The organism is Cytobacillus sp. GQ23, from assembly GCF_059758675.1.
Genome location: NZ_JCAXER010000005.1, coordinates 71,735 through 94,288 on the forward strand (window position 1 = coordinate 71,735; position 22,554 = coordinate 94,288).

The following is a 22,554-nucleotide window of genomic DNA, read 5'->3' on the forward strand; positions in this document are numbered from 1 at the left end:
TTTCTGGCAAAAAATGAAGGGTAAAGCCTTCCTCTCTTTCTATAAAATGATGATCCATGGCAGTCAACTCCCCAGTTTATTTTCAATTACTTTTTTTATTTGTGTTTCCTTTTCATGCTTATCGATATATTCAAAAAGCCCAATTCTATTTCCCCAAGGATCTGAAAATGTAGCCCACTTAACAGGGACTCCTTCTCTTGAATGGATTTCAAATGGAGTGAGTTTTAATTCTGCGATTAGTCTTTCACGTTCCTTTTCAAGATCAGGCACACCAAGTCTGACTGGACCGCTTCCTATACTTGGGGCACCCACTGCTATCTGAAGCCAGCACCCTTTAATGAGTTCCCACTCCGCAAATCCTTCATGGGGAATGAAATCAGGTTTTTTATTAAGCAATGTTTCATACCACCACACCCCTTCTTTCATATCCAGTACCCGGAATTGCACTGTCATTTCATAAATCATTTCCTTCCCTCCATTCTTATACCAAATTATGTATTTCGCTGGATTTCTCTCTATTCCTTCATTTTCATTGTTTTTAATTATCGGCAAAGGGAATTAAGTGTAGTGAATATCGTAAAGGGAGTTGGATGTCACATGTCAATTAAAGCATTAGTCCTAAACTGTACACTAAAAAAAGCAGTGAACCTTCCAATACCAGAGCACTTATCGATGAGGTTCTTAAATTTTTTGATAAAACGGAAGTGGAAACAGAGGTTATTACAGTGGCAGATTTTAGGATTGGCTACGGTATTACTTCTGAAGCTGTGGATCAGGAGGACGAATGGCCAGATATCTTCAAGAAGGTTGAAGAGGCAGACATTCTTATTCTTGGTTCTCCCATCTGGCTAGGCGAACAAAGCAGCATTACCACTAAAGTAATTGAGAGATTGTATGGAGGAAGCGGTCTGACGAATGAAAAAGGACAGTATATTTATTACAACAAGGTAGGCGGCGCAGTGGTGACTGGCAATGAAGATGGCGCGAAACAGGTTGCACGTTCCGTGATATATTCACTCTCCCATATGGGATTTACCATTCCGCCGAACGTTGACACCTATTGGGTTGGTGAGGCTGGCCCCGGTCCATCCTTCATTGAAGCAAAAGGCTATGAAAATGACTTCACCAGACAGCATGCCAAAATAATGGCTTATAATTTAATTCATTTTGCCCGGAAGTTAAAAGCACACCCGATACCAGCAGAAGGAAATATTGTTAAAAGCTAGTCACATTAACAAGCAAAAAGAACCAGCATTGGCCTCAATTGCTGGTTCTTTTTGCAATGACTTTAGACGAACTCGCCTTACAGGCAAATATAAAAAACCGTCCATACCGCAATTAGCGGATAGACGTCATTAACCGGCTTCCCTGATTTCTTCCATGTTAAATTTTTTCTTCTGGATAACCATGAGCCTAATTGATAGACAAACACCTGCAGCAAGAAGCCCGAGTGTAAGGCCTAGCCAGTAGCCAGTTGCACCAAGGTCTGTATAGTGTGCAAGTACATAACCCGCGGGCAGGCAGATCAGCCAATAAGAAACCAGTGTGATTATAAAAGAAATATTCACATCTTTATATCCTCTTAATGCTGCTAGTGCTGTAGCCTGAATGGCATCGGAAATCTGGAAAAACAGGGCATAAATCAGAAAATGGGCAGTTAGGGCAATAACCGCCTGATCAGTAGAATAAAAGCCCGCAACCTCATAGCGGAAAATGACAACCAGGATCCCTGTGAACAGTGCTACTAAAACAGAAAGATAAATGCCCAGCCAGCTGTAGGATTTTGCATCCTTATACCTGCCTGCGCCCACTTCAAACCCGACTAACACGGTCTGCGCCATTGAAATACTAATTGGAATCATATACAGGAAGGAAACAATGTTTAATGCAGACTGATATGCAGCAATAGTTGTGACATTGAATTTACTGATTAAAATGGTCACCGCGGCAAACATACTAGTTTCAAAGAAGATTGACAGTCCCATGGGTACACCAATCTTTAAGATTTCCTTGCATTTATCCCATGAAAACCCCTTCATGCCGCTAAAAATGGCATAGCTTGAAAAAGGAGCCTTTGTTTTGATAATTAATGCCGTCAAGACAAGGATAAACCAATAAGTAATAGAAGTTGCATAACCGCCTCCTGCACCTCCTAATTCAGGAAATCCCCATTGGCCAAAAATCAGGACATAATTCAGGAAGAGATTGATAGGAAGTGAACAGAATAAAATCACCATGACAACTCCCGTTTTGCCGAGTGCGTATATGAATGATCTTAAAACATTAAATATGAATAAAGGAATGATCCCGAAGCTAAGACCCACTAGATATCCATGAGCCGTTTCCTCCACACCAGCAGGCAGATTCATTATCTCAAGCAGCGGATCAAGCAATATCGATCCCAGAAGGATGACTGTAAAAGCAATGATAAATCCCAATAAGATGCCATTTTTTACAATAGATAAAACTTCTTTGTTCTTTTTTTCTCCAATTGCTTGAGCTGCGATTGGGGATACTGCCATCAATATTCCACTGAGCCCGGTAAAAACGGGATTCCAAATGGAGGTCCCAATCGCTACTCCGGCAAGGGCCTCAGCATTATACCGTCCTGACATAATTGTATTAAAAAATCCCATTGCAAACATGCCAAGCTGCGTGATGAGGATAGGAAGCAGCATGAATGTGATTTGTCTGAACTTCTCCTGTAAAGAAAACGTCTGATACATCCTCAAGACTCCTTTACAAAATAGTAAACACAAATAATATTATATTATATTTTCAAAAAGAAAGACCTCTTTTTCATTCAAAAGAAAAAAGAGCTTCGGCAGCTCTTTTTCCGGAAATCAATCTTCATCTTCAACAATATATTTAAGTTTTTGCAGCTTATTGCTCCAGAATTGCTCATAAAAGGAGAGCCATTCCTTTAATTCAGTCAGCGGCTCAGGCTGAAGATGATAAATTCTTTCTCTGCCTGCTTTTTCCGCTTTTACTAAATCAGCTTCAGAAAGAATACGAAGATGTTTTGATATGGCAGTACGGCTTATAGGAAAATGCGCGCTTATCTCTGAGATTGGGCGCTCTTTTTCAGCAAGCAGCCGTAAAACTTCTCTTCTCGTAGGATCGGCGATTGCCTGAAACACATCATGTTTCCTGGCAGGAGCACCCATTATTCCTCAACAGCCTTGCCAAGCTCCGCAAGAATTCCAGTCCACCCGTGAAACATTCTTTCACGGATAACCGCACTATCCTGCTGGGCTTTTTCAACCAATTCACCCGGCTGTTTCCATCCGCCATGTATAAGCGTAAATTCAGTTTTCCCGCCTAAATCTTTTAAAATAAAAGATACAACCCATCCATCAGTATCCCATTGAAAAGAAAGCCTGTTTGGCTCATCCAGTTCTGTCACCTTACAAGGTGACGGGCCAAAAGGAGATTGAATATGGAACTCATATCCAACCTCAGCCTTAAAATCATTTGGCATAAACCACGCTTCGATTCCTTCTGGTGTTGAAACTTTCTTCCAGACTTTTTCGATAGGCGCATTGAGTATTACAGTTTGTTTAATATCCTGAATTGTTTCCATTTTCTTATTCTCCTTCGTCTATAAAATACAACCTTTTGGTTTCATATGGATTATATAAAACCTTTTGGTTTCATGTCAATTCCTGTTTGCAAAAATAAATGCCCTGTTATGCAGGTTGATCGATATAATCTGCAGAATACATATTATATCTTAAGGAGGGATTATTAATGCAGGAAGCCATTCACGCCCAAAAGCTATCTGACCTGGAAACTGCAATTCATACATACGTTCGTCCCGACACCTTTCCGCTTGCTATTAAAGTAATGAAAATGGAGGAGGCATTGCCTGACAGAGTAAAACGGCCGGCAAAAGACTTCGGCAAAACATTCAGCATCTGCCAGGGAGTGACGATGTCAAGAAGATATGGCTGGGCGGTTGCCATGGGCAGAGAGGATTTATCATGCCCCATTGCTAAAATTGCTTTCGGATTTGAAGAAGAACTGGATTATTACTCAGAGGGAAATTTAACAGATGGGATGTATACAAAAACGTGTAATCTAGGTGCATTAACCGAAGCGGCGGTACCTAAGTTTACAAAAGAGGAAGCCGGGACCGTGCTGATGGCACCTCTGGGGAGAGCTGCATTTGAACCGGATGTAATTACTGTTTACGGAAATTCGGCACAAGTCATGCGAATGGTGGCTGGTGCACTCTATCATACGGGCGGCGAAATTACTTCCACTTTTACAGCCCGGGCAGATTGCGCCGATATTGTTATTAAGACAATTCAATCCGGTAAGCCGCAGGTTATTCTGCCATGCTATGGGGACCGGGTCTTCGGTCAGACACATGATCACGAAATGGCCTTTACCATCCCCTTTTCCATGGCGGATGATTTTGCAGAGGGATTAAAGCAAACCCACAAAGGCGGTGTGCGCTACCCTGTCCCTGCCTACCTTCAGTATGAGGCAAAATATCCTGACACATATGAGAAGCTTAACGAGATGTTTAACAGCATTCCCTGAATAAGAGCTGGCTCCTCCAATAGAGGTGCCGGCTGTTTCATTTTGGGAAAAGGGTAAAATAAAAAGACGGCTATTAAGAGAGAAGTGAGGATTTTTGAGCAAATTATTCCCATCCCTATATGATCTGGCCATGCAGCCTCTTGAAAAAAGAAAATTTCAGAAAATCAGAAGCGAGATTCTTACCATGACTTCCGGCCGTGTTCTCGAAATCGGAGCCGGTACAGGCATCAACTTCCCCTTATACAAAAATGCAGACCGGGTAGATGCAATTGAACCGAATCAGGCTATGATTGAAAAATCACTTCCTCGAAAATATGAGGCTGCAGTTCCTATTCAAATTCACCAGCAGTCTGCTGAAAAACTCGAATTCGCCGACAATACATTTGATTCTGCCGTTGCCGCACTGGTGTTCTGCACAATTCCAAATCCTGAAAAAGCACTCGCAGAGATCAGACGGGTCTGCAAGCCACAGGCAAAAATACTATTCTTTGAACATGTAAAAATGGAACAGCCCGCTCTCGCATTTGCCCAGGAAGCCCTCAATCCTCTATGGAAGCGGATATGCGACGGGTGCCACCTGAACCGGAATACACTTCAGGCTATTCAAGATTCAGGCATGAAAATAACGAACGTGACTGCCTATTATAAAGGATTGTTTCTGGTGGTGAAGTGTGAGAATCTTGATAACGGCGCCATTTTTGTTAAATGAGATAGGCTGTTATCTTAGGGGATTGCTGCTTTAGATAATACCCATTGGCAGGAAAACCAACTAAAAAATACGAAAGGAGAAGCGATAGTTGAACAAAAATAAAACAAATATGATTATCTCAATAGTTGGAAGTGTCGCTATTCTAACGATTGGCGGATTAGTATTTAACCAAATTCATAAAAACGATCAAGCGAATAGACTCATTATAGAGAAATGCTTTGATAACTTTGATAAAGCTGAAGAGGTAGTGATAAAGAAAGATGGCTTTTGGTCACCTGTTAGCTGTGAGAAAAAATAGCATTTTAAGACCTTATATTCGGGGTCTTTTTTTGTTTCGGCGTTATTCCTTCTGATTAACTACCACTTTCCTCTGCTTCACTTCATTTCGGCAGTAATCCTCCTGATTAATTGCCATTCCCCCTCCTCTACCTCGTTTTCGGCATTAATCAAAGTTAACCATCGCAAATTCTCCCAAAAAAAGAAGGGCGATTCAATCAGCCTCCCTTAATTAAACCCTCTTTAATTCATAGTTGCGCTTATCCACCAGCTTCTTATCATCCCTTTTAATAGAACCTGGCACTGTTAATTCAATTATCGGCTTAACCCTGATCACATTCTGGACTTTTGAAGCAAGGTCAGGGTTTAAACCTTTTTCAGATTCTATAAAAATCGTAATCTGGTCCTGTCCCTGCTCATTTGTTACCACAGCCTGATAAACCGGATACCCTGCTTCATTCAAGAAGTGTGACAGCTGTTTTTCTCTAACAAACATCCCTTTAACTTTTACACCATCACTCACACGCCCCAGCACTCCCGCAATCCTTTTCCCTTCATACCCTTTAACCCAGCGGGAAAGGTCGCCAGTGCCAAAGCGGATAAGCGGGTAGCTTTTATCAAATAGAGTGACAACCACTTCTCCTTCTCCATCTGTCACTTCCACTCCAGTCTGCGGGTCACAGATTTGAACAATCGCAGAATCTGTGATTCTCAGTCCAGTTCCCAATTTGTCCTCAAAAGCTAGACAACCGCAATCTGCAGTCCCATATCCTTCATATACGGAAATTCCATTGTCTTCACACCTTTTACGCGTTTGTTCTGTCAGCATTTCAGCAGTGAAAAACGCTTTTTTCACGACAATATCCTTTCCTGTCTCCCATCCTTTTTCTGCGATGGCATCCAGCAAAAGGATAAAGAAGCTCGGTGTTCCCACATAGCCGGTCACTCCGACATCCTTCATAACCTGAATCTGCAGCTCCCGATTCCCGGTTCCGGCAGGAATGACAGTTGCTCCTAATTCACGAAGGGCGGAGTCAAACATAAAGCCTGCTGGTGAAAGATGATAGGAAAATGTATTTTGGACTATATCCCCCTTCCCAAAGCCCGCTGTCTTAAGAGCTTCTGAGAAACGCCAGAAATCTTTCCCATTCGTCTGCGGATCGTAAATCGGACCCGGCGACATAAAAATTCGTTCCATTTCATATGGCTTTACAGCTGTGAACCCCCCGAAAGGCTGGTCTGCTGATTGCAATTCCGGTAATCTGTCTTTTTTAAGAACTGGGATTTTTTCCAGGTCTTTTAAGGTTTGCATGTCACCTGGAGAAATACCGGCTTCCTCAATCCGCCTTTTAAATCCGCTTGCATTTTCATATGCATGGTGAATTACTTCCTTCAGCTTTTCCATTACAGCCACCTCTTTCTTCTTTTATAAGATTTAATATCTTTATAGCTTTTCCGTCCCTTATCCCCCATCCCAAGGTAAAATTCACGTACATCCTGATTGGAAAGAAGCCGGTCCACCGTTCCATCCATCACAATCCGGCCGTTTTCCATGATGTATCCATAATCGGCAATCGATAATGCAACATTGGCATTCTGCTCCACTACCAGGATCGTGGTTCCCTCTTCTTCATTGATTTTCTTTATAATGCCAAAGATTTCTTTAACTAAAAGCGGGGCCAGTCCTAATGAAGGTTCATCTAGCAGCAGCACCTTAGGCTTTGCCATGATACCTCTTCCGATGGCCAGCATTTGCTGTTCGCCTCCTGACAGGTAACCGGCCTGCCTGTGCTTCAGCATTTCAAGCTTTGGAAAATAATGATAGACTTTTTGGATATCACTCTTAATATTCTTCCTGTCTTTCCTGGTATGCGCACCTGCAATCAGGTTATCCTCTACAGAAAGGTGCTTGAACACGCGTCTTCCTTCCATGCACTGAAAAATACCTTTCTTTACAATTGTTTCCGCATCGTTTACATCAATGCGCTCTCCATAAAGCTCAATAAATCCATCCGTGACTTCACCGTTTTCGCTTTTCAGGAGGCCTGAAATCGCTTTGAGCGTAGTCGTTTTCCCTGCACCATTGCTTCCAAGCAAAGCAACAATTTTCCCTTTTGGCACCACCATCGACATCCCTTTTAATACAAGGATGACCTTATCGTACATCACTTCTACATTGTTGATAGTCAGCATACATCTGCCCTCCCGGTTATCTCTATATTTTCGTTCCCAGGTCAAATACTGGATTGTTCTTTGTTTGTGAATCTTCATCTTCCTTTGCCAAATTTCGAGTTTTTTTGCAAAGTTCACAACAGGCCTTTAAAAGCGAACAGGAGGCGGGTAAAAACCTCGCCCCCATCATGTTAGTAGCCGATATAATCAGTGAACACTTCAAACTTGCCATTCTTCACTTCTGCCAAGCGGACTTGGTTTGTACCAGCATGATTGTCAGGAGAAAAAGTAACCGGTGCGGCTAATCCGCCAAGATCCAGATTTGAAATCTTCTCCAGACCGGCACGGATGCCTTCGCCGGAAGTCGGGTCTTCAGCAAGCTTTAGGCCTTCGACCATAATTTTGGCGGACACCCACCCTTGGATAAATTTCTGGTTCTTGTCCTCCAGCTTTTCTCCCTTGCTTTCAACGTACTTCTTGATTTCTTCCATTCCAGGCAGATCTTCATATGGGAAGGCATGTGTAACCACCCCGATAAACCCTTCAGCCGCATCACCGGCGATTGGAAGCAAGCCTTCACCTGTAGCCCAGTTTAAACCGATGAATTGTGTGTCCAATCCAAGCTTTTTAGCATCTTTTAGAATGGTTGCTGTTGCACCCCAGGTTTGGTTGATAATCGCATAATCAGGGTTTTTCTTTTCCATGTTCAGCAATTGGGATGTTGCATCAAGGGTTTTTAGGTCGACAATTTGTTCATCTACAATTTCAATGCCATTTTCCTTGGCAAAGTTTTTGGCATCTTCAATTGGCGATTTTCCAAAAGCTGTATCATTGTAAATTAAAGCTACAGTCGGTGTGCCGCCTGTGTGGTTGTCTTTTATCCATTTAAGTACGGATCTTGCCTGATCGGAGTATGATGCCGCAGCCAGGAAGTTATATGGACTTTCGTCAATATTCTTCAGGTTCTCTGAGTATGATGCCGAAATGAATGGAAGCTTGTCGGCAGCCACCTGCTGGCGGAGGGCCTCTGTGTCCCCTGTTCCCCATCCTAAAATGGCCGATACTTTATCTTTTGATTTTAATTTCTGATATAGTTTTTGGGCTTCCGGAATTTTATAAGCATAGTCATCACCAATTAATTCGAGTTTATAGCCGTTAATCTCCTCGCCTGCAATGGATTCAAAAAAAGCTTTTTCACCTTCTGCATATGGTGTTCCAACATCACCGGTACCGCCAGTAAGATCAAAAATACCGCCGATTTTAACAGTGCCGCCTTTCTTGTCACCTGATGCTTCCTCGGAGCCTCCTGAACAGCCAGCCAGCATTCCAGCCATTAATGTTGCTGCCAATAAACCTTTCCAAACCTTCTTCATAATGTTCCCCCTCTTTTTTTATAAAAATTTGAAAGAGTTACTTTCAAAATTTTCAGATATTATTACCCGGGAATTAATAGGAAAACGGCCACAGTTTAAAATAGTCTTTGATGTTTTTCCATATTTTCGCGAGACCCTGCGGTTCATAGATTAGGAATAAGATAATCACCAGGCCGAATACTACCTCTTTCATCCCGATTAGGACAGCGGATAAGTCAGGAAACACCCCACTCATCATTTCTACTCCGGATCTTAGGAGAACCGGAAGCAGCGTGATAAATACAGCTCCGTAAATTGACCCGAATACACTGCCCAGACCACCGACCAGTATGATTGCCAAGTATTCGATGGACACTGAAATGCTATAAAGCTCAGGACTGACAACCATTGTATAATGGCCGAGTAAAGCGCCGGCAATGCCAACAAAGAAGGAACTTACAATAAATGCCAATACTTTATATTTGAATAAATCAATTCCGATAACCTCAGCTGCCACATCTCGGTCCCGGACTGCAATAAATGCCCTGCCGACCCGCGACCTGAAGAGGTTCAGTGTGAAGATGGCTGTAATAATCAGCACCACAAACATAAGGTAGTAATAGCTCCGTTCACTGTAAAAGACAAAACTGCCAAGTTCAGGCCTGGATAGGACCATTCCTGCTGTTCCGCCAGTCAGCGCATCCCAGCGTGAAATGACAAACAAAATGATAACCTGTGCTGCAAGGGTGGCAATTGCCAGGTATAAACCTTTTAGCCTTAAGGATGGCAGTCCGAATAGTCCGCCGACTATCGCCGTTACAATCCCGGCTGTCGGCATGGCAATCCAGAAGCTTAACCCCAGCTTTGCTGTCAAAATGGCCGACGTATAACCGCCTACCCCCAGAAAGGCCCCCACCCCTATAGAAATCTGGCCCGTAAAGCCAGTCAGGATGTTCAATCCAATTGCTCCAATCGCAGCAATCCCGCAAAGGGTAGCCAGTCCAATGATATAATCGGATGCAAACATCGGAAATATAGCAAAGGCAGCGAGCAAAATGAACACCCTCATCCTTACTCTGGTTATCTTCCAGATAGCCATATCTTGTTTATAATTCACATGGAACTCTCCACAATCCATTACAAAAGGATTTCTCATTGGTTACACCCTCTCGATTTCTTTTTTTCCAAACAAACCATATGGCTTGAACATAAGGATAAATACGAGAATGACAAAAGGCATAACCTCTTTCAGACCCCCGCCAACCAATGGATCCAGATATCCGCCGGTCAGGCTCTCAAGAATGCCGATGATCAGCCCGCCGATGATGGCACCGGGAATACTGTCGAGTCCTCCAAGAATGGCAACCGGAAGCACTTTTAAGCCGATCGCTGAAAGGGATGCATTCACGCCATTGATGTTTCCGAGAAGGATGCCTCCAACTGCAGAAACAATGGCAGCAATTGCCCAGGCCACTGCGAAAATCATTTTTACGCTGATGCCCATTGACATTGCAGCCTGCTGATCATCTGCGGTTGCTCTCATTGCAATCCCAAGCTTGGAATATTTGAAAAAGAGGGTGAAAATGACAAGCATCACCACAACGATTAATAATGACCATAAATAGACCGGCGCAATGACGATCTCACCAATATTAACTGGCTGTTCAGAGAAAATCTTAGGAAATACACGTGTTTCATGCCCCCAAATAATATGGACAATCCCGGCAAGAACACTCGATAATCCGATTGTCGCCATAATCATGGATATGACAGGCTCTCCAATAAACGGCCTCAGAACGACCCGTTCAATGACAAAGCCTAAAACAGCACTGAACATCAGTGCAATTAACAGGGCTGCAGCAAACGGAATGTTGTAGGCTGTAATAAGCGTTAAACAGACATACGTTCCAATTAAAAGGAACTCACCCTGTGCAAAGTTGATGGCGTCACTTGATTTATAGATAAGTACAAAGCCCAATGCTACAAGAGCATAAACGCTTCCTACCACAATGCCTGTTACGAGCATTTGCAAGAAAAATGTCATTAAGCTGCCCCCTCTCCTTCATCCATAAAAATTACCTGGAGCGTTGTTTGGATGGTTTGTTCCATGCCATCACGATACTTGATCGTGCCATTGACACGTATTTTTTTGTCCTCTGTATAAAGTCCATCGATTAAGGCCTGATACTTTTTAGCAACAAACTGTCTGCGGACTTTCTTTGTTCTAGTAAGCTCCTCGTCATCTGCATCCAGTTCTTTATAAAGAAGAACGAATTTTTTCACTCGTGCTTTTTCAGGCAGAGCCTGATTGATCTCCTGCACCTGTTTTTCGATCAGCTCCAGCACTTGAGGCTTGGAAGATAAATCGGTATAAGTGGTATAGCTGATTTGATTTTTCTCTGCCCAGCGTCCTACATTTTTCATATCGATATTGATCATGGCAACCACATAGGGGCGATCCTTCCCGATTGCTACCGCTTCCTGTATGAATGAACTGAATTTCAGCTTGTTTTCGATAAATTGCGGGGAGAACATTTCCCCCGTATCGAGGCGGATCACATCCTTAATCCGGTCAATGATATACAAATGACCTTTCTCATCCAGCCTCCCTGCATCGCCGGTATGCAGCCATCCATCCTGAATAGTTTCTGCTGTGCTTTTCTCATTTTTGTAATACCCTTTGCAGACACTTGAGCTTTTGATCAGAATTTCCCCTTCTTCAGAAATTTTCACTTCTGTACCCGGTATGGGAATTCCAACACTATCAAGCTTAATATCGCCGTCCCTATGTACAATGGAAATTCCGGCTACCTCTGTCTGTCCGTAAATGCTTTTTACATTCACACCAATGCTGTGGAAAAATTCAAATACATCAGGTCCCAAAGGGGCACCGCCTGTATAGGCACGCTTGATCTTCAAGAGCCCAAAGTGATCGCGGATCGCACTGAACATCAGGTAATCAGCAATTTTATAAAGAATCTTTGTACCCGTGCTGACTGGTTTATTTACAAAATGGGCCTTAGCAACTTTCTCGCCTATCGGCTTGCACCAGTTATAGATCTTCCTTTTTAGCCAGCCGCTGTCCTGAACTCTGACCTGAAAACGCGATACCATATCTTCATAGATTCTGGGCGGCGAAAACATAACCTGTGGGCCAATTTCTCGCAGGTCTTCCAAAACGGTTGCCGGCTCTTCCGGAAAATTAATCGTCATCCCATTGTATAGCCCCATGGCAAGGGTCATCATCTGTTCCCCGATCCAGGCAAGAGGAAGGAAGGAAACATATTCATCCTTATCTGTCAGCGGATCAATTTCTGAAAGATTCCTAGCCATATCGACCAGATTCCGGTAAGTAAGCATGGTGCCCTTTGGATTGCCTGTCGTCCCTGAAGTATATGATAAAATCGCCACGTCATCTCCGGACCCCTTATCAACTTCCTCTGAAAATAAGTCAGGCTGCCCTGATTGATAACTTCGGCCCATTTCCAGAACTTCGTTAAATTCCAGCAGAAAGTCCTCCTGATACCCCCTCATGCCGCGTGAATCATAATAAATAATCGTCCTGACTTTAGGAATGGAGTCTTTAATTTCCAGCAGTTTATCCACTTGTTCCTGGTCCTCCGCAACGATTATGGTTGCGTCACAATTATCGATAATGTAACTTAGTTCAGCTGATAGGGATTCCTGATAAATTCCTACTGAAATGCCGCCTAAGCTTTGCGCAGCAAGCTCACTGATTACCCATTCGGGCCTGTTATCGCCAATAATGGCAAGCTTATCTTCTCTTTTTAGACCCAACGATACCAAACCCAGGCTGAAATTCTTTACTTTGTCCAAAAACGCTTCATACGTGATTTCATTCCAAATTCCAAATTCTTTTTCTCTTAAAGCAACTTGGGATCCATTATTGTAAGCCCTTTCAATCAGCAGCTGCGGAAACGTCTTGCTCATAGAATCGCTCCCCCCTCCTATAAATACAAAAATCACTATAGCCGGAACACCTTTTATACGGCATTCTCTTCTTCTCCCAGATAGGCTTCTATGACTTTAGGATTATTCTGAATCACTTCCGGTGTCCCATAGCCAATCAGCTTTCCGAAATCAAGTACTGCAATGTGATCGGATAAATCCATTACAACCCCCATATCATGTTCAATTAATATAATGGTGGTGTTCATTTCTTCGTGAATGTCGATAATATATCTGGCCATGTCCTCTTTTTCTTCACTATTCATGCCTGCCATAGGCTCATCCAGAAGAAGAATCTCAGGTTCCATCGCCAGAGCCCTGCCGGTTTCGACCCTTTTCTGCAATCCATATGAAAGAGTCCCTACCGGTGTATTTCGGATATCCTCAATTTCAAGAAAATCGATTACCTGCTCAACTTTTTTCCTGTGTTCAATTTCCTCTTTCTGCGCCTTCCCCCAATACAGCCCTCCTGCAAGCAGACCGGTTTTCATTCTTACATGCCTGCCAAGCATCAGATTGTCCAAAACAGATAAATGCGGAAAAAGCTCGATATTCTGAAAGGCACGTGCAATGCCCATACTGGCTCTTTTGTGAGGTTTATACCGGGTAATATCTTCCCCCTTAAAAAAAATCTTTCCGGATGAAGGTTTGTACAGCCCGCTAATACAATTCAGCATACTTGTCTTACCTGCACCATTTGGGCCAATCAGTGAAAAAATCTCCCCCTCCTGCACTTCATATGAAACCTGGTCAAGAGCTGTTACGCCTCCAAACCGTAAAGTTGCATCCTTAATCTCCAAAATCCCCAATCCTCCGACCCCCTTCATTACATTTGTTTAAATATTATTTACAAAATTATGAATAGTTTAAATATTCTTTACACATCCAGTTTCTCCTTTTTATATTTAAAATATTTTTCTCTCCTGAGCTATTTTTCATTTTTATGTGAATGAAAATATTGATATGACATTTTCCTTATATGAAAGTAGTTTTCACTATGAATATGGTGGGATATGGGAGGCTATTTTTTATTAAAGATATCTTTATTAGTCAAAAGGAACTAATATAAAAGCATTGAATGTTATGGAGGATTTAGAATGCTTGGGACTCAAAGTGATGACAGGAAACAGAAAACAGCCATTGTGATAGGAGGAAGTATTGCCGGGATGCTTGCGGCAAGAGGGCTTTCAGACTTCTTTGAAAGGGTCATGATCATCGAAACAGATGGAAAACAATCGAAAAGCAGTCTTCGAAAAGGGATACCGCAGGCCGCACAAGGACATGTTCTGCTGAAGAGCGGAGAGAGTATACTTGAGGACTTTTTCCCGGGCCTGAGAGCTGAAATGATAGAAGGAGGTTCGGTTCCAGCCAATTTTGCCAATGACATTGCCTGGAACCATCATGGGAGGTGGAAAATCAGATATAACTCAGGCTGTTCTATTATTCAGCAAAGCCGCCCCTTTCTTGAATATTATATTCGCAAAAGAATAGATCAGATTAAAAATATACATACTTTATATAATACAAAAGCTAAAGGTTTTATCTTAAACTCGTCCAGAATTACGGGTATTGAGACGGAAAATGCAGACGGTAACGCCATTCATTCTGCAGATTTAACTGTTGATGCATCTGGTGCCGCCAGCCTTGCATTTCAATTGCTCGGAAAACTTGGGGTCGGCCAGCCTAAGAAAACAGAGATATCAATAAATTTATTTTACGCCAGCCGTATTTATAAAAAAATTCCGGCAGATGCTGAATGGAAGAGTTTATTAATCTATCCGAATCCTCCGCATCAATCCTTTGGAGGAGCTATTTCACCAACCGAGAACAAAGAATGGTTGATTACCCTCTTTGGTTATGGTGACAATCATCCGCCAGCGGATAACCAGGAATTCCTTGAGTCAGCGAAAAACCTCGAAAATCCGCATATTTATGAGTGTATAAAAAATGGTGAGCCGGCTTCTGATTTAAAGGTATACCGCTTTCCCTCAATGAGGCGATATCATTTTGAAAAGATGAAGACATTTCCTAAAGGATTGCTTGTAATGGGTGATTCTTTTTGCAGAATAGATCCGGTATTTGCTCAGGGTATGAGCATTGCAGCTAAGGAAGCAAAGGCATTGCAGGAAGTCCTTTTAAGTGCAGGAGAAGCAGATGCAGATCCTTTTATTTTCCATAAAAAACTCAGCAAAATAGTGGATATTCCCTGGTTAATTGCTTCAACTGAGGATTTCAGGTTCTCGCACACGGCTGGATCTAAACCTTTGGGAGTGCCCCTTCTTCAGTGGTATGTCAAAAAAGTGGTCAATGCCTGCTCCTTTGATCCCTATTCATATGACCGCTTTATGAAAGTGCTCCATCTGCAGGCACACCCGGCAATATTGTTCACTCCAGGAGCAGTATGGAATATATTTCGAAGGCAAAAGAAATAAATATACCGATTTCTTTCTTTGAATGTGGATTACTTTGCTGGTATATGTTAATCTTTATTTTTAGAATAGGAAGTGATGATATTGATAAAAATTGAAATACCAGAGCCTAATCTCGTAATTACAAGAAGCAGACAAACAGGACAGGCAGGAGAAAGTGACCTTAGCAGTGTCTATGGTTTTACAGATTACCATAAGATACCAAGAGATAAGGGCGGCATGATTCTGTTTTTTGATGCAAAAGAAGATCTGCTTTTTGTAGGGAAGGCCCGAAAATTAAGACAGCGAGTTAAAAAGCATTTTGAAGACAATGTTTCTCCTATAAAAAATCATCGTGATGACGTCTATAAAATTGCGGTTATTTATGTGGAAGACAGCATGGAACGCGAAATTTATGAAACTTACATCATCAATGCCCTTCAGGCAAAATATAATATCGATAAAGTATTTTACAAATAAAAAAAGGCCATCCCGGCCTTTTTTTTATTTAGTCAATTTCTTTTTTATTTTTTCCTTTAATGAATCGGTATGTCAAATAAGCAATGTAAAGCGGTATCGCAATATAAATCAAATCGGGAAATGGGCCATAAGAGCCCTTGTAGATTACGTATAGGACACTTCCAAGAAATACAGTAACAATCGTTCCGTATTTCGGAAGGGGAACTTCTTTAAAGCTGGGTATCCTGATTCTGCTTACCATAAGAAAGCAGAGTGCAGTGAAAACGACTGTTGTAATAATATTGGGAATCCGATCCCCAAAAAGGGTCAGTATGGCCATGATCCCGCCTGCTGCTGTTATCGGAACTCCAATAAAATAGTTTAAAGAAGATTTTGGAGGGCTGATATTAAATCGGGCAAGGCGATATGCCCCAAATAAAGGAAAAAGACCTGAAACCGCTAATCCAAGAATACCAAATTGAAAAAAGTATGTATAAAACACCAAAAATGATGGTGCTACGCCAAAAGTAACAATATCTGCAAGAGAATCCAGTTCTTTTCCAAGTGTACTATCCGCCTTCAGCATTCTGGCAAGCCTGCCGTCCATGCTATCAAGCATCATGCCAATTAAGATTAATATGGCTGCATTTTTAAATTCTCCATTGGCAGCCATGCCGATTGAAAGAAAGCCGCAATATAAATTACCCAAAGTGACCATATTGGGGATTGTTTTAATAAAACGCACTAGTGACCATCACACTCCAAAATTGTAAAAAAGATTATTTTAATATATATTCCCTCTCATTATACCATTTAATCTCAGCTGGAACCCACCCTTACAAAAAATTCAAAGGCAAAAATCCATTGTGTTGGATACTTGTCCTATACCAATTTTGAAACTCTGTTAAATATAATAAGGAGGTGATTTGTTTATTATCTAATAAATCCCATGACCGCTCCTGCTCTGGTAAAGAGAGGTACTCAAGAAATACAGGCAAAATTTATGTCACCAATGATTTCATTCCCCAATTTTTTGACGAGAACACTTCCCTTCCTTCCACCGTTCGCCTAAACAGCGCTAAAGGAGATTCTAATTTTCACTTTGATGCAGTGAATAATACGATAACAGTTGAGGAAAGCGGCCTTTATTTTCTTCAGTTCAGCATACAAGTGTTTGCTGCTACTATAAATCAAAATAGTCTGCCGCTGAAATTTGAGCTGCAGCGTAATGGCGGAACTATCGTTAATTCTCAAACCTCCTTTAATAACAACAACTTTGACATTGATTATGCAACATCCACTTTAATGCTGGAGGAGCTGAAAAAAGGCGATAAGATCCGTCTTGTTTTATCCGGCCCTTCCCCTTTCCCTGCAGGAAGAGTGAACCGCCTGGATTTCGCCAGTGTCGCCATTTTTAGGGCATAACAAAAGAGTCCCTCATAATTGGGGACTCTCTTTATTTATCCGGTTAAACATTCATATTTTTCTTTGCGATGCTTAATAATTCCTCATTATTCTCGCCTAAATCTGGAGGACATCCTATTGCTGAATCAAATCCGCCATGCATTTTTACCCAGGGGTATTTTCCGTTAGCATCTAAAACTCGGTTGAATAAGGGGAAGTCTGCCAATTCGCCTGACTCCAGTACCGGTGTCAGGCAGCAATCTGCTTTTTGGCCAAATTCAGTCCAGTCTTTTAATGTCCTGCTTTTAAAAAACTCGGTTATCTCCAAATAGACAGGATTATCACTGGTTGCACTTGAGAGGTGATATTCAATCCAATCCTCTCTCTCAGCATTTTTACAGAAATTAATCCAGAATTTCGGTTCCAGAGCCGCAAGTGCTGCAAACCGGGCATCCTTCGTTTCATAAATAGAATAGGCCACTACTTCCCCGTTTAATACAGAAAGTCCATTAGTATAGCCTTTTTTCTTCTCAATCAGCAAATGGTTCCCCATCGTGGAAGCCATCACTTCCGCAATTGAAATGCAGTGATAGCCTCCCTTGCCAAACATTTTACTGGAAAGAAGTGCTGCCAGTATCCTTTCACTTGCAGCCAACCCACCCATAAAATCTGCTATAGTATGGGTGGGATGAACAGGACGCCCGCTGCGGTCCTTCAGCTGGGCAAGGACACCGCTTACTGCCATATAATTTAAATCATGGCTTCCTAAATATTGATAGTCTTTATGCTCTCCGTAGCCTGTAAGAGAGCAATAAACTATATTTGGTTTGTGTTTTTTCACAGTTTCATAATCCAGGCCCAGCTTTTTCATGACGCCAGGCCGAAAACTTTCCAGCACCGCATCGCTTTCTGATATCAGCATAAGTGCTGCATTTTTCCCTTCTTCGCTCTTCAGGTCAAGGGTAATGCTTTTTTTGCCGCGGTTATTTGCGGCAAACACTGCGCCGGTACCCTCTATTTTGATATCCAGATGCCTTCCGGGATCACCGGATACTGGTTCCACTTTTATCACTTCTGCTCCAAGCTCTGCAATCCTCTGGGAAGCAAACGGCCCCGGGAGATAGTTGGAAAAATCAATAATTCTAATGCCTTTTAACATCGTGCAATCCCTTCTTCCGGCTACATTTTCCCTTCAGCAAAAAGATCCTCCAGCTGCTTGCGGAGCATGAACTTTTGAATTTTGCCGCTCGCATTTCTAGGCAATGCATCACAGAATACATATTTTCTCGGCCGCTTATAATTGGCAAGTTCATCACTATTCCTGCACAATTCATCGAGTTCTTCTTCAGTCAGTGCCGGATCTTTTTTGACAACAAATGCTGTTACGGTTTCACCCCAGCGGTCATCAGGCTGCCCGATTACTGCCACATCCAGGACACCGTTGTGCGTATATAAAAGATCCTCCACTTCACGCGGATAAATATTTTCACCGCCGCTAATAATCATATCGTCTACTCTGTCCTTGACGTACAAGAAGCCCTCTTCATCCAGATAGCCGATGTCGCCTGAGTGGTACCATCCTCCATGCATGGCGTGTTCGGTTGCTTCTTCCCGATTAAAATATCCACTCATCATGCATGGTCCCTTTACAATGATTTCACCCGTTTCTCCTGAAGGCACCACATCATCAGGATTCGATGGACCATTCTCATGCGGTCTTACAATCCTGATCTCATGATTTAAGCAGGCCTGTCCTGCTGAGCCGGCTTTCCTGATTTGATCATCTTCCGATAAAAACGTAATCGCCGGACCCATCTCGGTCATTCCATATGCCTGAACGAGGGAGATGCCTAATTTTTCACGGCATGCCATAACCAGAGCAGGAGCCATTGGTGCTGCTCCATACAATCCCAGCTTAAGGCTCTTCAGGTTATAACGGCATAAGTTTTCCTGCAGCAGCATATTCCACATCGTAGGAGCTGCAAAAAACTTGGTGATTTTCTCTTCTGTGATTAACCGCAATACTTCCTTTGCATCAAAGTGGTGGAGGATGGTATTGGCAGCACCCACATGCACCCTCGGCAAGAAGGCACAATGAAGCTCTGCGCAATGGAACATAGGTGCAGTCACAAGTCCATTATCACTGCTTTCAAGCTTAGTCGCCCCTATAACAATCAGACTTTGTTCAGCCATATCCCTGTGTTTGTGGACTACACCCTTTGGCCTTCCAGTAGTGCCGCTTGTGTACATGATTGCGTACAAATCATTTTCATGTATCTCGATGTCTATTTCATCAAGTGATGCTTCATCCACCTTTTTCCTGTAGGATGAAGCGTATGGGGGCGGATTGTCATCAATGTACCAGAATTCTGTACGCGGAAAACGCTTAGCAATGGGGGTAATGCCGAATTCCAGCATTTGCTCAAATAACACTACTTTTGGCTCTGCATCCTGCAGAATATAAGCAATTTCTTCTGACATCAGCCTAAAGTTGATCGGATTAAAAACGGCACCGATTTTTGCACAGGCAAAAAACGCTGTTGCAAGTTCCTCGGTGTTAAAGAGGCAGGTTGAAACCCTGTCACCCTTCCTGACGCCTGCATTCAATAAGGCATTAGCCAATCTATTAATCTCAAAACTCCATTCCTTATAGGTAAAACGCAGATTTTTTCTGACATCATACAGAGCTTCTTTATCCGGAAACTTTCCGGCCGTAAGATCAAAAATTCTTCCTATAGTAGTTGTCATTTTCATTCCTCCCCATTTATTAATCTAATCGTTCAATAATAGTCGCATTTGCCATTCCAAGCCCCTCACACATGGTCTGCAGTCCATATCGCCCTCCTGTTCTTTCGAGTTCATGCATCATGGTGACCATCAGCCGGGCACCGCTTCCCCCCAATGGATGGCCAAGTGCAATGGCACCTCCATTTGGATTAAGCTTTGCCGGATCCGCTCCCGTTTCTTTCAGCCAGGCAAGCGGTACAGGAGCGAATGCTTCGTTCACTTCAAACACGTCAATATCCTCAAGAGCTAGTCCAGCTTTCTTTAACACGCTCTCTGTTGCAGGTATGGGTCCGGTCAGCATTAATGTTGGATCCGACCCCACTACAGTACGCGCCAGTATACTGAACCTCGGTTTCATTCCAAGCTCTTCTGCCTTTTCACGTGACATAATTAATAAGGCTGCTGCTCCATCACTGATTTGACTAGAATTGCCTGCATGAATCACTCCATCTTCTTTAAAAACTGTTTTTAAGCTTGCCAAAGCTTCCAGAGTGGTTTCCTTTCTCGGGCCAGAATCTTCGGTCACCTTCATTTGCTGCCCGTCCGGCATTGTCACATTCAATGGTGTGATCTCTTTCGCAAACCGGCCTTCAGTCTGGGCATTTAAAGCCTTCTGATGGCTCTCGAATGAATAGCGGTCTAGCTCCTCTCTTGTAAACCCATATTTTTCAGCAATGCGTTCAGCTGATAAGCCCTGGTGGATGATTTCATGTCTGTCTTTCAGTTTTTCACTGAATCCCGCTCCCTGATAACTGGATCCGATAGGAACACGTGACATGCTTTCGACCCCGCCAGCAATCACAATATCCATATCTCCCGCTAAAATCGCCTGTGCTGCAAAGTGGACAGCCTGCTGGCTGGATCCGCATTGGCGATCTATGGTTGTACCCGGCACTTCAATCGGGAACCCAGCAATCAACGCTGCAACTCTTGCAATATCGCCTGTTTGTTCACCGATTTGTGAGACACAGCCAAGAATGACATCATCAATTAATTCCGGATTCAGCCCTGCCCGTGTGACAAGGGACTTTAATGCTTCAGCGGCCAGATCGTCTGCCCTTATATCCTTTAATGAACCGTTTTTTCTTCCTACAGGTGTTCTGACTCCTTCGACAATGACAGCTTCGCGCATACATACTCCTCCCTATAGACCCATGTTTTTCGCAATAATCGTTTTCATGATTTCATTTGTGCCTGCATAGATGCTGGCGACTGGTATATCTCTGAACCTCCTTGCAATCTCGTATTCTTCCATATAGCCATAGCCCCCATGAAGCTGCATGCATTCAGCTGCAATCTTGCGGGCATTTTCTGTCAGCTTCCATTTCGCCATGGAAACCTTTGTAACTACATCTTTTCCTGTCATATGCTCTGTAATTAATTGATCCAGGAATGCCCTTCCCATCTCAATATCTGTTGCCATTTCGGCTATTTTAAATTGAGTGTTCTGGAACTTGCTGACCGGTTTTCCGAATGCCTCGCGATTTTTCACATAATCTATTGTTACTTTAAGCATTTCCTCTGCAGCCACTTGTGCAGCAATTGCCACGACAAGCCTTTCCTGCTGCAGCTTTTCCATTAAATATAGAAAACCTTTTCCTTCTTCTCCGATTAGGTTTTCTTTAGGAACCCTGCAATCTTCAAAAATTAATTCAGCCGTATCCTGGCAATGAAGACCGACCTTATCTAATTTCCTCCCTCTTGAAAACCCCTCTGTCCCCCTCTCGACTGCAAGCAGGCTTACCCCTTTATGCCGGGGAACTGCATGGGGATCTGTTTTACATGCTATGATGATTAAATCGGAATGAATTCCGTTCGTAATAAAGGTCTTTTCGCCATTCACTATGTAATGGTCCCCTTCAAGCCTCGCTGTCGTTCTAATGCCTGCTAAATCAGAGCCGGCGCCAGGTTCAGTCATTGCAATAGCTGTAATAATTTCACCCGATGCACACTTTGGCAGCCACCTTTCTTTTTGCTCATCTGTGCCATAAGCAGTTATATATGGAATGACGATATCATTGTGGAGTCCGATTCCCACCATTCCTGAGCCAACCCGTTCAAGCTCTTCATTAATAATTACTGAGAAGCCCCAATCAACATTGCTTCCGCCATACTTTTCATCAATATCAGGGCACAAAAAACCCTGCTCCCCCATCTTGCGCCAGTAATCACGGGGAATGATTCTGTCCTCTTCCCATTTAGCATAGTTCGGATAGGCTTCTTTCTCTAAAAACTTACGCAGAGATTCCCGAAAAATTTCATGCTCTTCCTGCAGATATGACGCTGCCATATTATGAACCTCCGAAACTAAAATTTTTTTGGCATAACACAAAGTGATAACTACCCTATTTGTAAAGGCTTACAATTATATTGTACAATAATTATCTATATTTTTAGAACATTTAAAATTCATTTTTAACCTATTTAGAAGAATTGTTTTTTCGTAATCAAGGTTGATTTCCGTTCCAAA

The 22,554-nt window shown here is 42.6% G+C and carries 22 protein-coding genes and 1 pseudogene; 7 read left to right on the top strand and 16 right to left on the bottom strand.

The features are described 5' to 3' along the window. Positions 1-63: 63 nt before the first annotated feature. Complete coding sequence (locus tag AC6CHU_RS05865) at positions 64-465, bottom strand: VOC family protein (RefSeq protein WP_159862861.1); 402 nt, start codon at positions 463-465, stop codon at positions 64-66. A 132-nt stretch (positions 466-597) separates the two neighbouring features. Between AC6CHU_RS05865 and AC6CHU_RS05870 the strand changes: the two are divergent. Further along, positions 598-1,226, top strand: a pseudogene (locus tag AC6CHU_RS05870) (flavodoxin family protein). Positions 1,227-1,355: 129 nt separating this feature from the next. Here AC6CHU_RS05870 and AC6CHU_RS05875 read toward each other — a convergent pair. From AC6CHU_RS05875 to AC6CHU_RS05885, 3 genes are all read right to left on the bottom strand, one after another. Then, positions 1,356-2,726 carry an MATE family efflux transporter gene (locus AC6CHU_RS05875; protein WP_159862859.1) on the bottom strand — a complete coding sequence of 457 codons (1,371 nt, stop codon included), beginning with the start codon at positions 2,724-2,726 and terminating at the stop codon, positions 1,356-1,358. Between the two features lie 117 nt (positions 2,727-2,843). Further along, the gene (locus tag AC6CHU_RS05880; RefSeq protein ID WP_498120703.1) at positions 2,844-3,167 is read right to left on the bottom strand and encodes an ArsR/SmtB family transcription factor; all 324 of its coding nucleotides are present in this window, start codon (positions 3,165-3,167) and stop codon (positions 2,844-2,846) included. Continuing rightward, positions 3,167-3,583: an SRPBCC family protein gene (locus AC6CHU_RS05885; protein ID WP_498120705.1), complete on the bottom strand. Its 417-nt coding sequence runs from the start codon at positions 3,581-3,583 to the stop codon at positions 3,167-3,169. Before AC6CHU_RS05885 ends, AC6CHU_RS05880 begins: the two co-directional genes overlap by 1 nt. A gap of 167 nt (positions 3,584-3,750) precedes the next feature. On the opposite strand from AC6CHU_RS05885, the gene AC6CHU_RS05890 reads away from it, so the two are divergent. The 3 genes from AC6CHU_RS05890 (at position 3,751) to AC6CHU_RS05900 (ending at position 5,555) form a co-directional block, all read left to right on the top strand. Then, entirely contained in the window at positions 3,751-4,548 is a 798-nt protein-coding gene (locus tag AC6CHU_RS05890; RefSeq protein ID WP_159862856.1) for a DUF169 domain-containing protein, read from the top strand. 94 nt (positions 4,549-4,642) lie between these two features. Further along, positions 4,643-5,257, top strand: coding sequence for a class I SAM-dependent methyltransferase (locus AC6CHU_RS05895; protein ID WP_159862855.1), 615 nt, complete (start codon positions 4,643-4,645; stop codon positions 5,255-5,257). Positions 5,258-5,345: 88 nt separating this feature from the next. Then, entirely contained in the window at positions 5,346-5,555 is a 210-nt protein-coding gene (locus AC6CHU_RS05900) for a hypothetical protein (protein WP_159862854.1), read from the top strand. A gap of 210 nt (positions 5,556-5,765) precedes the next feature. Here AC6CHU_RS05900 and AC6CHU_RS05905 read toward each other — a convergent pair whose 3' ends face one another. The 7 genes from AC6CHU_RS05905 to AC6CHU_RS05935 form a co-directional block, all read right to left on the bottom strand. After that, the gene (locus AC6CHU_RS05905) at positions 5,766-6,938 is read right to left on the bottom strand and encodes a phenylacetate--CoA ligase family protein (RefSeq protein ID WP_159862853.1); all 1,173 of its coding nucleotides are present in this window, start codon (positions 6,936-6,938) and stop codon (positions 5,766-5,768) included. Further along, positions 6,938-7,726: an ABC transporter ATP-binding protein gene (locus AC6CHU_RS05910; RefSeq protein ID WP_061792213.1), complete on the bottom strand. Its 789-nt coding sequence runs from the start codon at positions 7,724-7,726 to the stop codon at positions 6,938-6,940. The genes AC6CHU_RS05905 and AC6CHU_RS05910 overlap by 1 nt, the downstream gene beginning before the upstream one ends. 170 nt (positions 7,727-7,896) lie before the next feature. Next, on the bottom strand, positions 7,897-9,078 hold the full coding sequence (locus tag AC6CHU_RS05915) for an ABC transporter substrate-binding protein (protein WP_159862852.1): 1,182 nt from the start codon (positions 9,076-9,078) through the stop codon (positions 7,897-7,899). A 73-nt stretch (positions 9,079-9,151) separates the two neighbouring features. Next, entirely contained in the window at positions 9,152-10,213 is a 1,062-nt protein-coding gene (locus AC6CHU_RS05920; RefSeq protein WP_159862851.1) for a branched-chain amino acid ABC transporter permease, read from the bottom strand. Between the two features lie 3 nt (positions 10,214-10,216). After that, the gene (locus AC6CHU_RS05925) at positions 10,217-11,101 is read right to left on the bottom strand and encodes a branched-chain amino acid ABC transporter permease (protein WP_159862850.1); all 885 of its coding nucleotides are present in this window, start codon (positions 11,099-11,101) and stop codon (positions 10,217-10,219) included. Beyond that, entirely contained in the window at positions 11,101-13,008 is a 1,908-nt protein-coding gene (locus tag AC6CHU_RS05930; RefSeq protein WP_159862849.1) for an AMP-binding protein, read from the bottom strand. Before AC6CHU_RS05930 ends, AC6CHU_RS05925 begins: the two co-directional genes overlap by 1 nt. Before the next feature lie 53 nt (positions 13,009-13,061). After that, on the bottom strand, positions 13,062-13,835 hold the full coding sequence (locus AC6CHU_RS05935; protein ID WP_498120710.1) for an ABC transporter ATP-binding protein: 774 nt from the start codon (positions 13,833-13,835) through the stop codon (positions 13,062-13,064). Between the two features lie 288 nt (positions 13,836-14,123). Between AC6CHU_RS05935 and AC6CHU_RS05940 the strand changes: the two genes are divergently transcribed. Together AC6CHU_RS05940 and AC6CHU_RS05945 are read left to right on the top strand one after the other, a co-directional pair. After that, positions 14,124-15,458, top strand: a complete 1,335-nt coding sequence (locus tag AC6CHU_RS05940) for an FAD-dependent oxidoreductase (protein ID WP_251283986.1) — start codon at positions 14,124-14,126, stop codon at positions 15,456-15,458. An 81-nt stretch (positions 15,459-15,539) separates the two neighbouring features. After that, positions 15,540-15,914 (top strand): nucleotide excision repair endonuclease, encoded by a 375-nt coding sequence (locus AC6CHU_RS05945; protein ID WP_061792220.1) that lies wholly within the window; start codon positions 15,540-15,542, stop codon positions 15,912-15,914. A gap of 28 nt (positions 15,915-15,942) precedes the next feature. Here AC6CHU_RS05945 and pssA read toward each other — a convergent pair whose 3' ends face one another. Continuing rightward, the gene (gene pssA, locus AC6CHU_RS05950; protein ID WP_095245375.1) at positions 15,943-16,638 is read right to left on the bottom strand and encodes a CDP-diacylglycerol--serine O-phosphatidyltransferase; all 696 of its coding nucleotides are present in this window, start codon (positions 16,636-16,638) and stop codon (positions 15,943-15,945) included. Positions 16,639-17,003: 365 nt separating this feature from the next. Between pssA and AC6CHU_RS05955 the strand changes: the two genes are divergently transcribed. Next, positions 17,004-17,318, top strand: a complete 315-nt coding sequence (locus AC6CHU_RS05955) for a hypothetical protein (protein ID WP_251283987.1) — start codon at positions 17,004-17,006, stop codon at positions 17,316-17,318. Positions 17,319-17,361: 43 nt separating this feature from the next. Here the strand turns inward: AC6CHU_RS05955 and AC6CHU_RS05960 are convergent, their stop codons facing one another. From AC6CHU_RS05960 to AC6CHU_RS05975, 4 genes are read right to left on the bottom strand one after another with little or no spacing between them, the layout of a single operon-like run. Beyond that, the gene (locus AC6CHU_RS05960) at positions 17,362-18,456 is read right to left on the bottom strand and encodes a CaiB/BaiF CoA transferase family protein (RefSeq protein WP_498120714.1); all 1,095 of its coding nucleotides are present in this window, start codon (positions 18,454-18,456) and stop codon (positions 17,362-17,364) included. A gap of 20 nt (positions 18,457-18,476) precedes the next feature. Beyond that, the gene (locus tag AC6CHU_RS05965) at positions 18,477-20,045 is read right to left on the bottom strand and encodes a fatty acid--CoA ligase (protein ID WP_251283989.1); all 1,569 of its coding nucleotides are present in this window, start codon (positions 20,043-20,045) and stop codon (positions 18,477-18,479) included. A gap of 19 nt (positions 20,046-20,064) precedes the next feature. Then, positions 20,065-21,216 (bottom strand): thiolase family protein, encoded by a 1,152-nt coding sequence (locus AC6CHU_RS05970; RefSeq protein WP_498120716.1) that lies wholly within the window; start codon positions 21,214-21,216, stop codon positions 20,065-20,067. Positions 21,217-21,228: 12 nt separating this feature from the next. Beyond that, positions 21,229-22,374 (bottom strand): acyl-CoA dehydrogenase family protein, encoded by a 1,146-nt coding sequence (locus AC6CHU_RS05975; protein ID WP_498120718.1) that lies wholly within the window; start codon positions 22,372-22,374, stop codon positions 21,229-21,231. Positions 22,375-22,554: the final 180 nt, after the last annotated feature.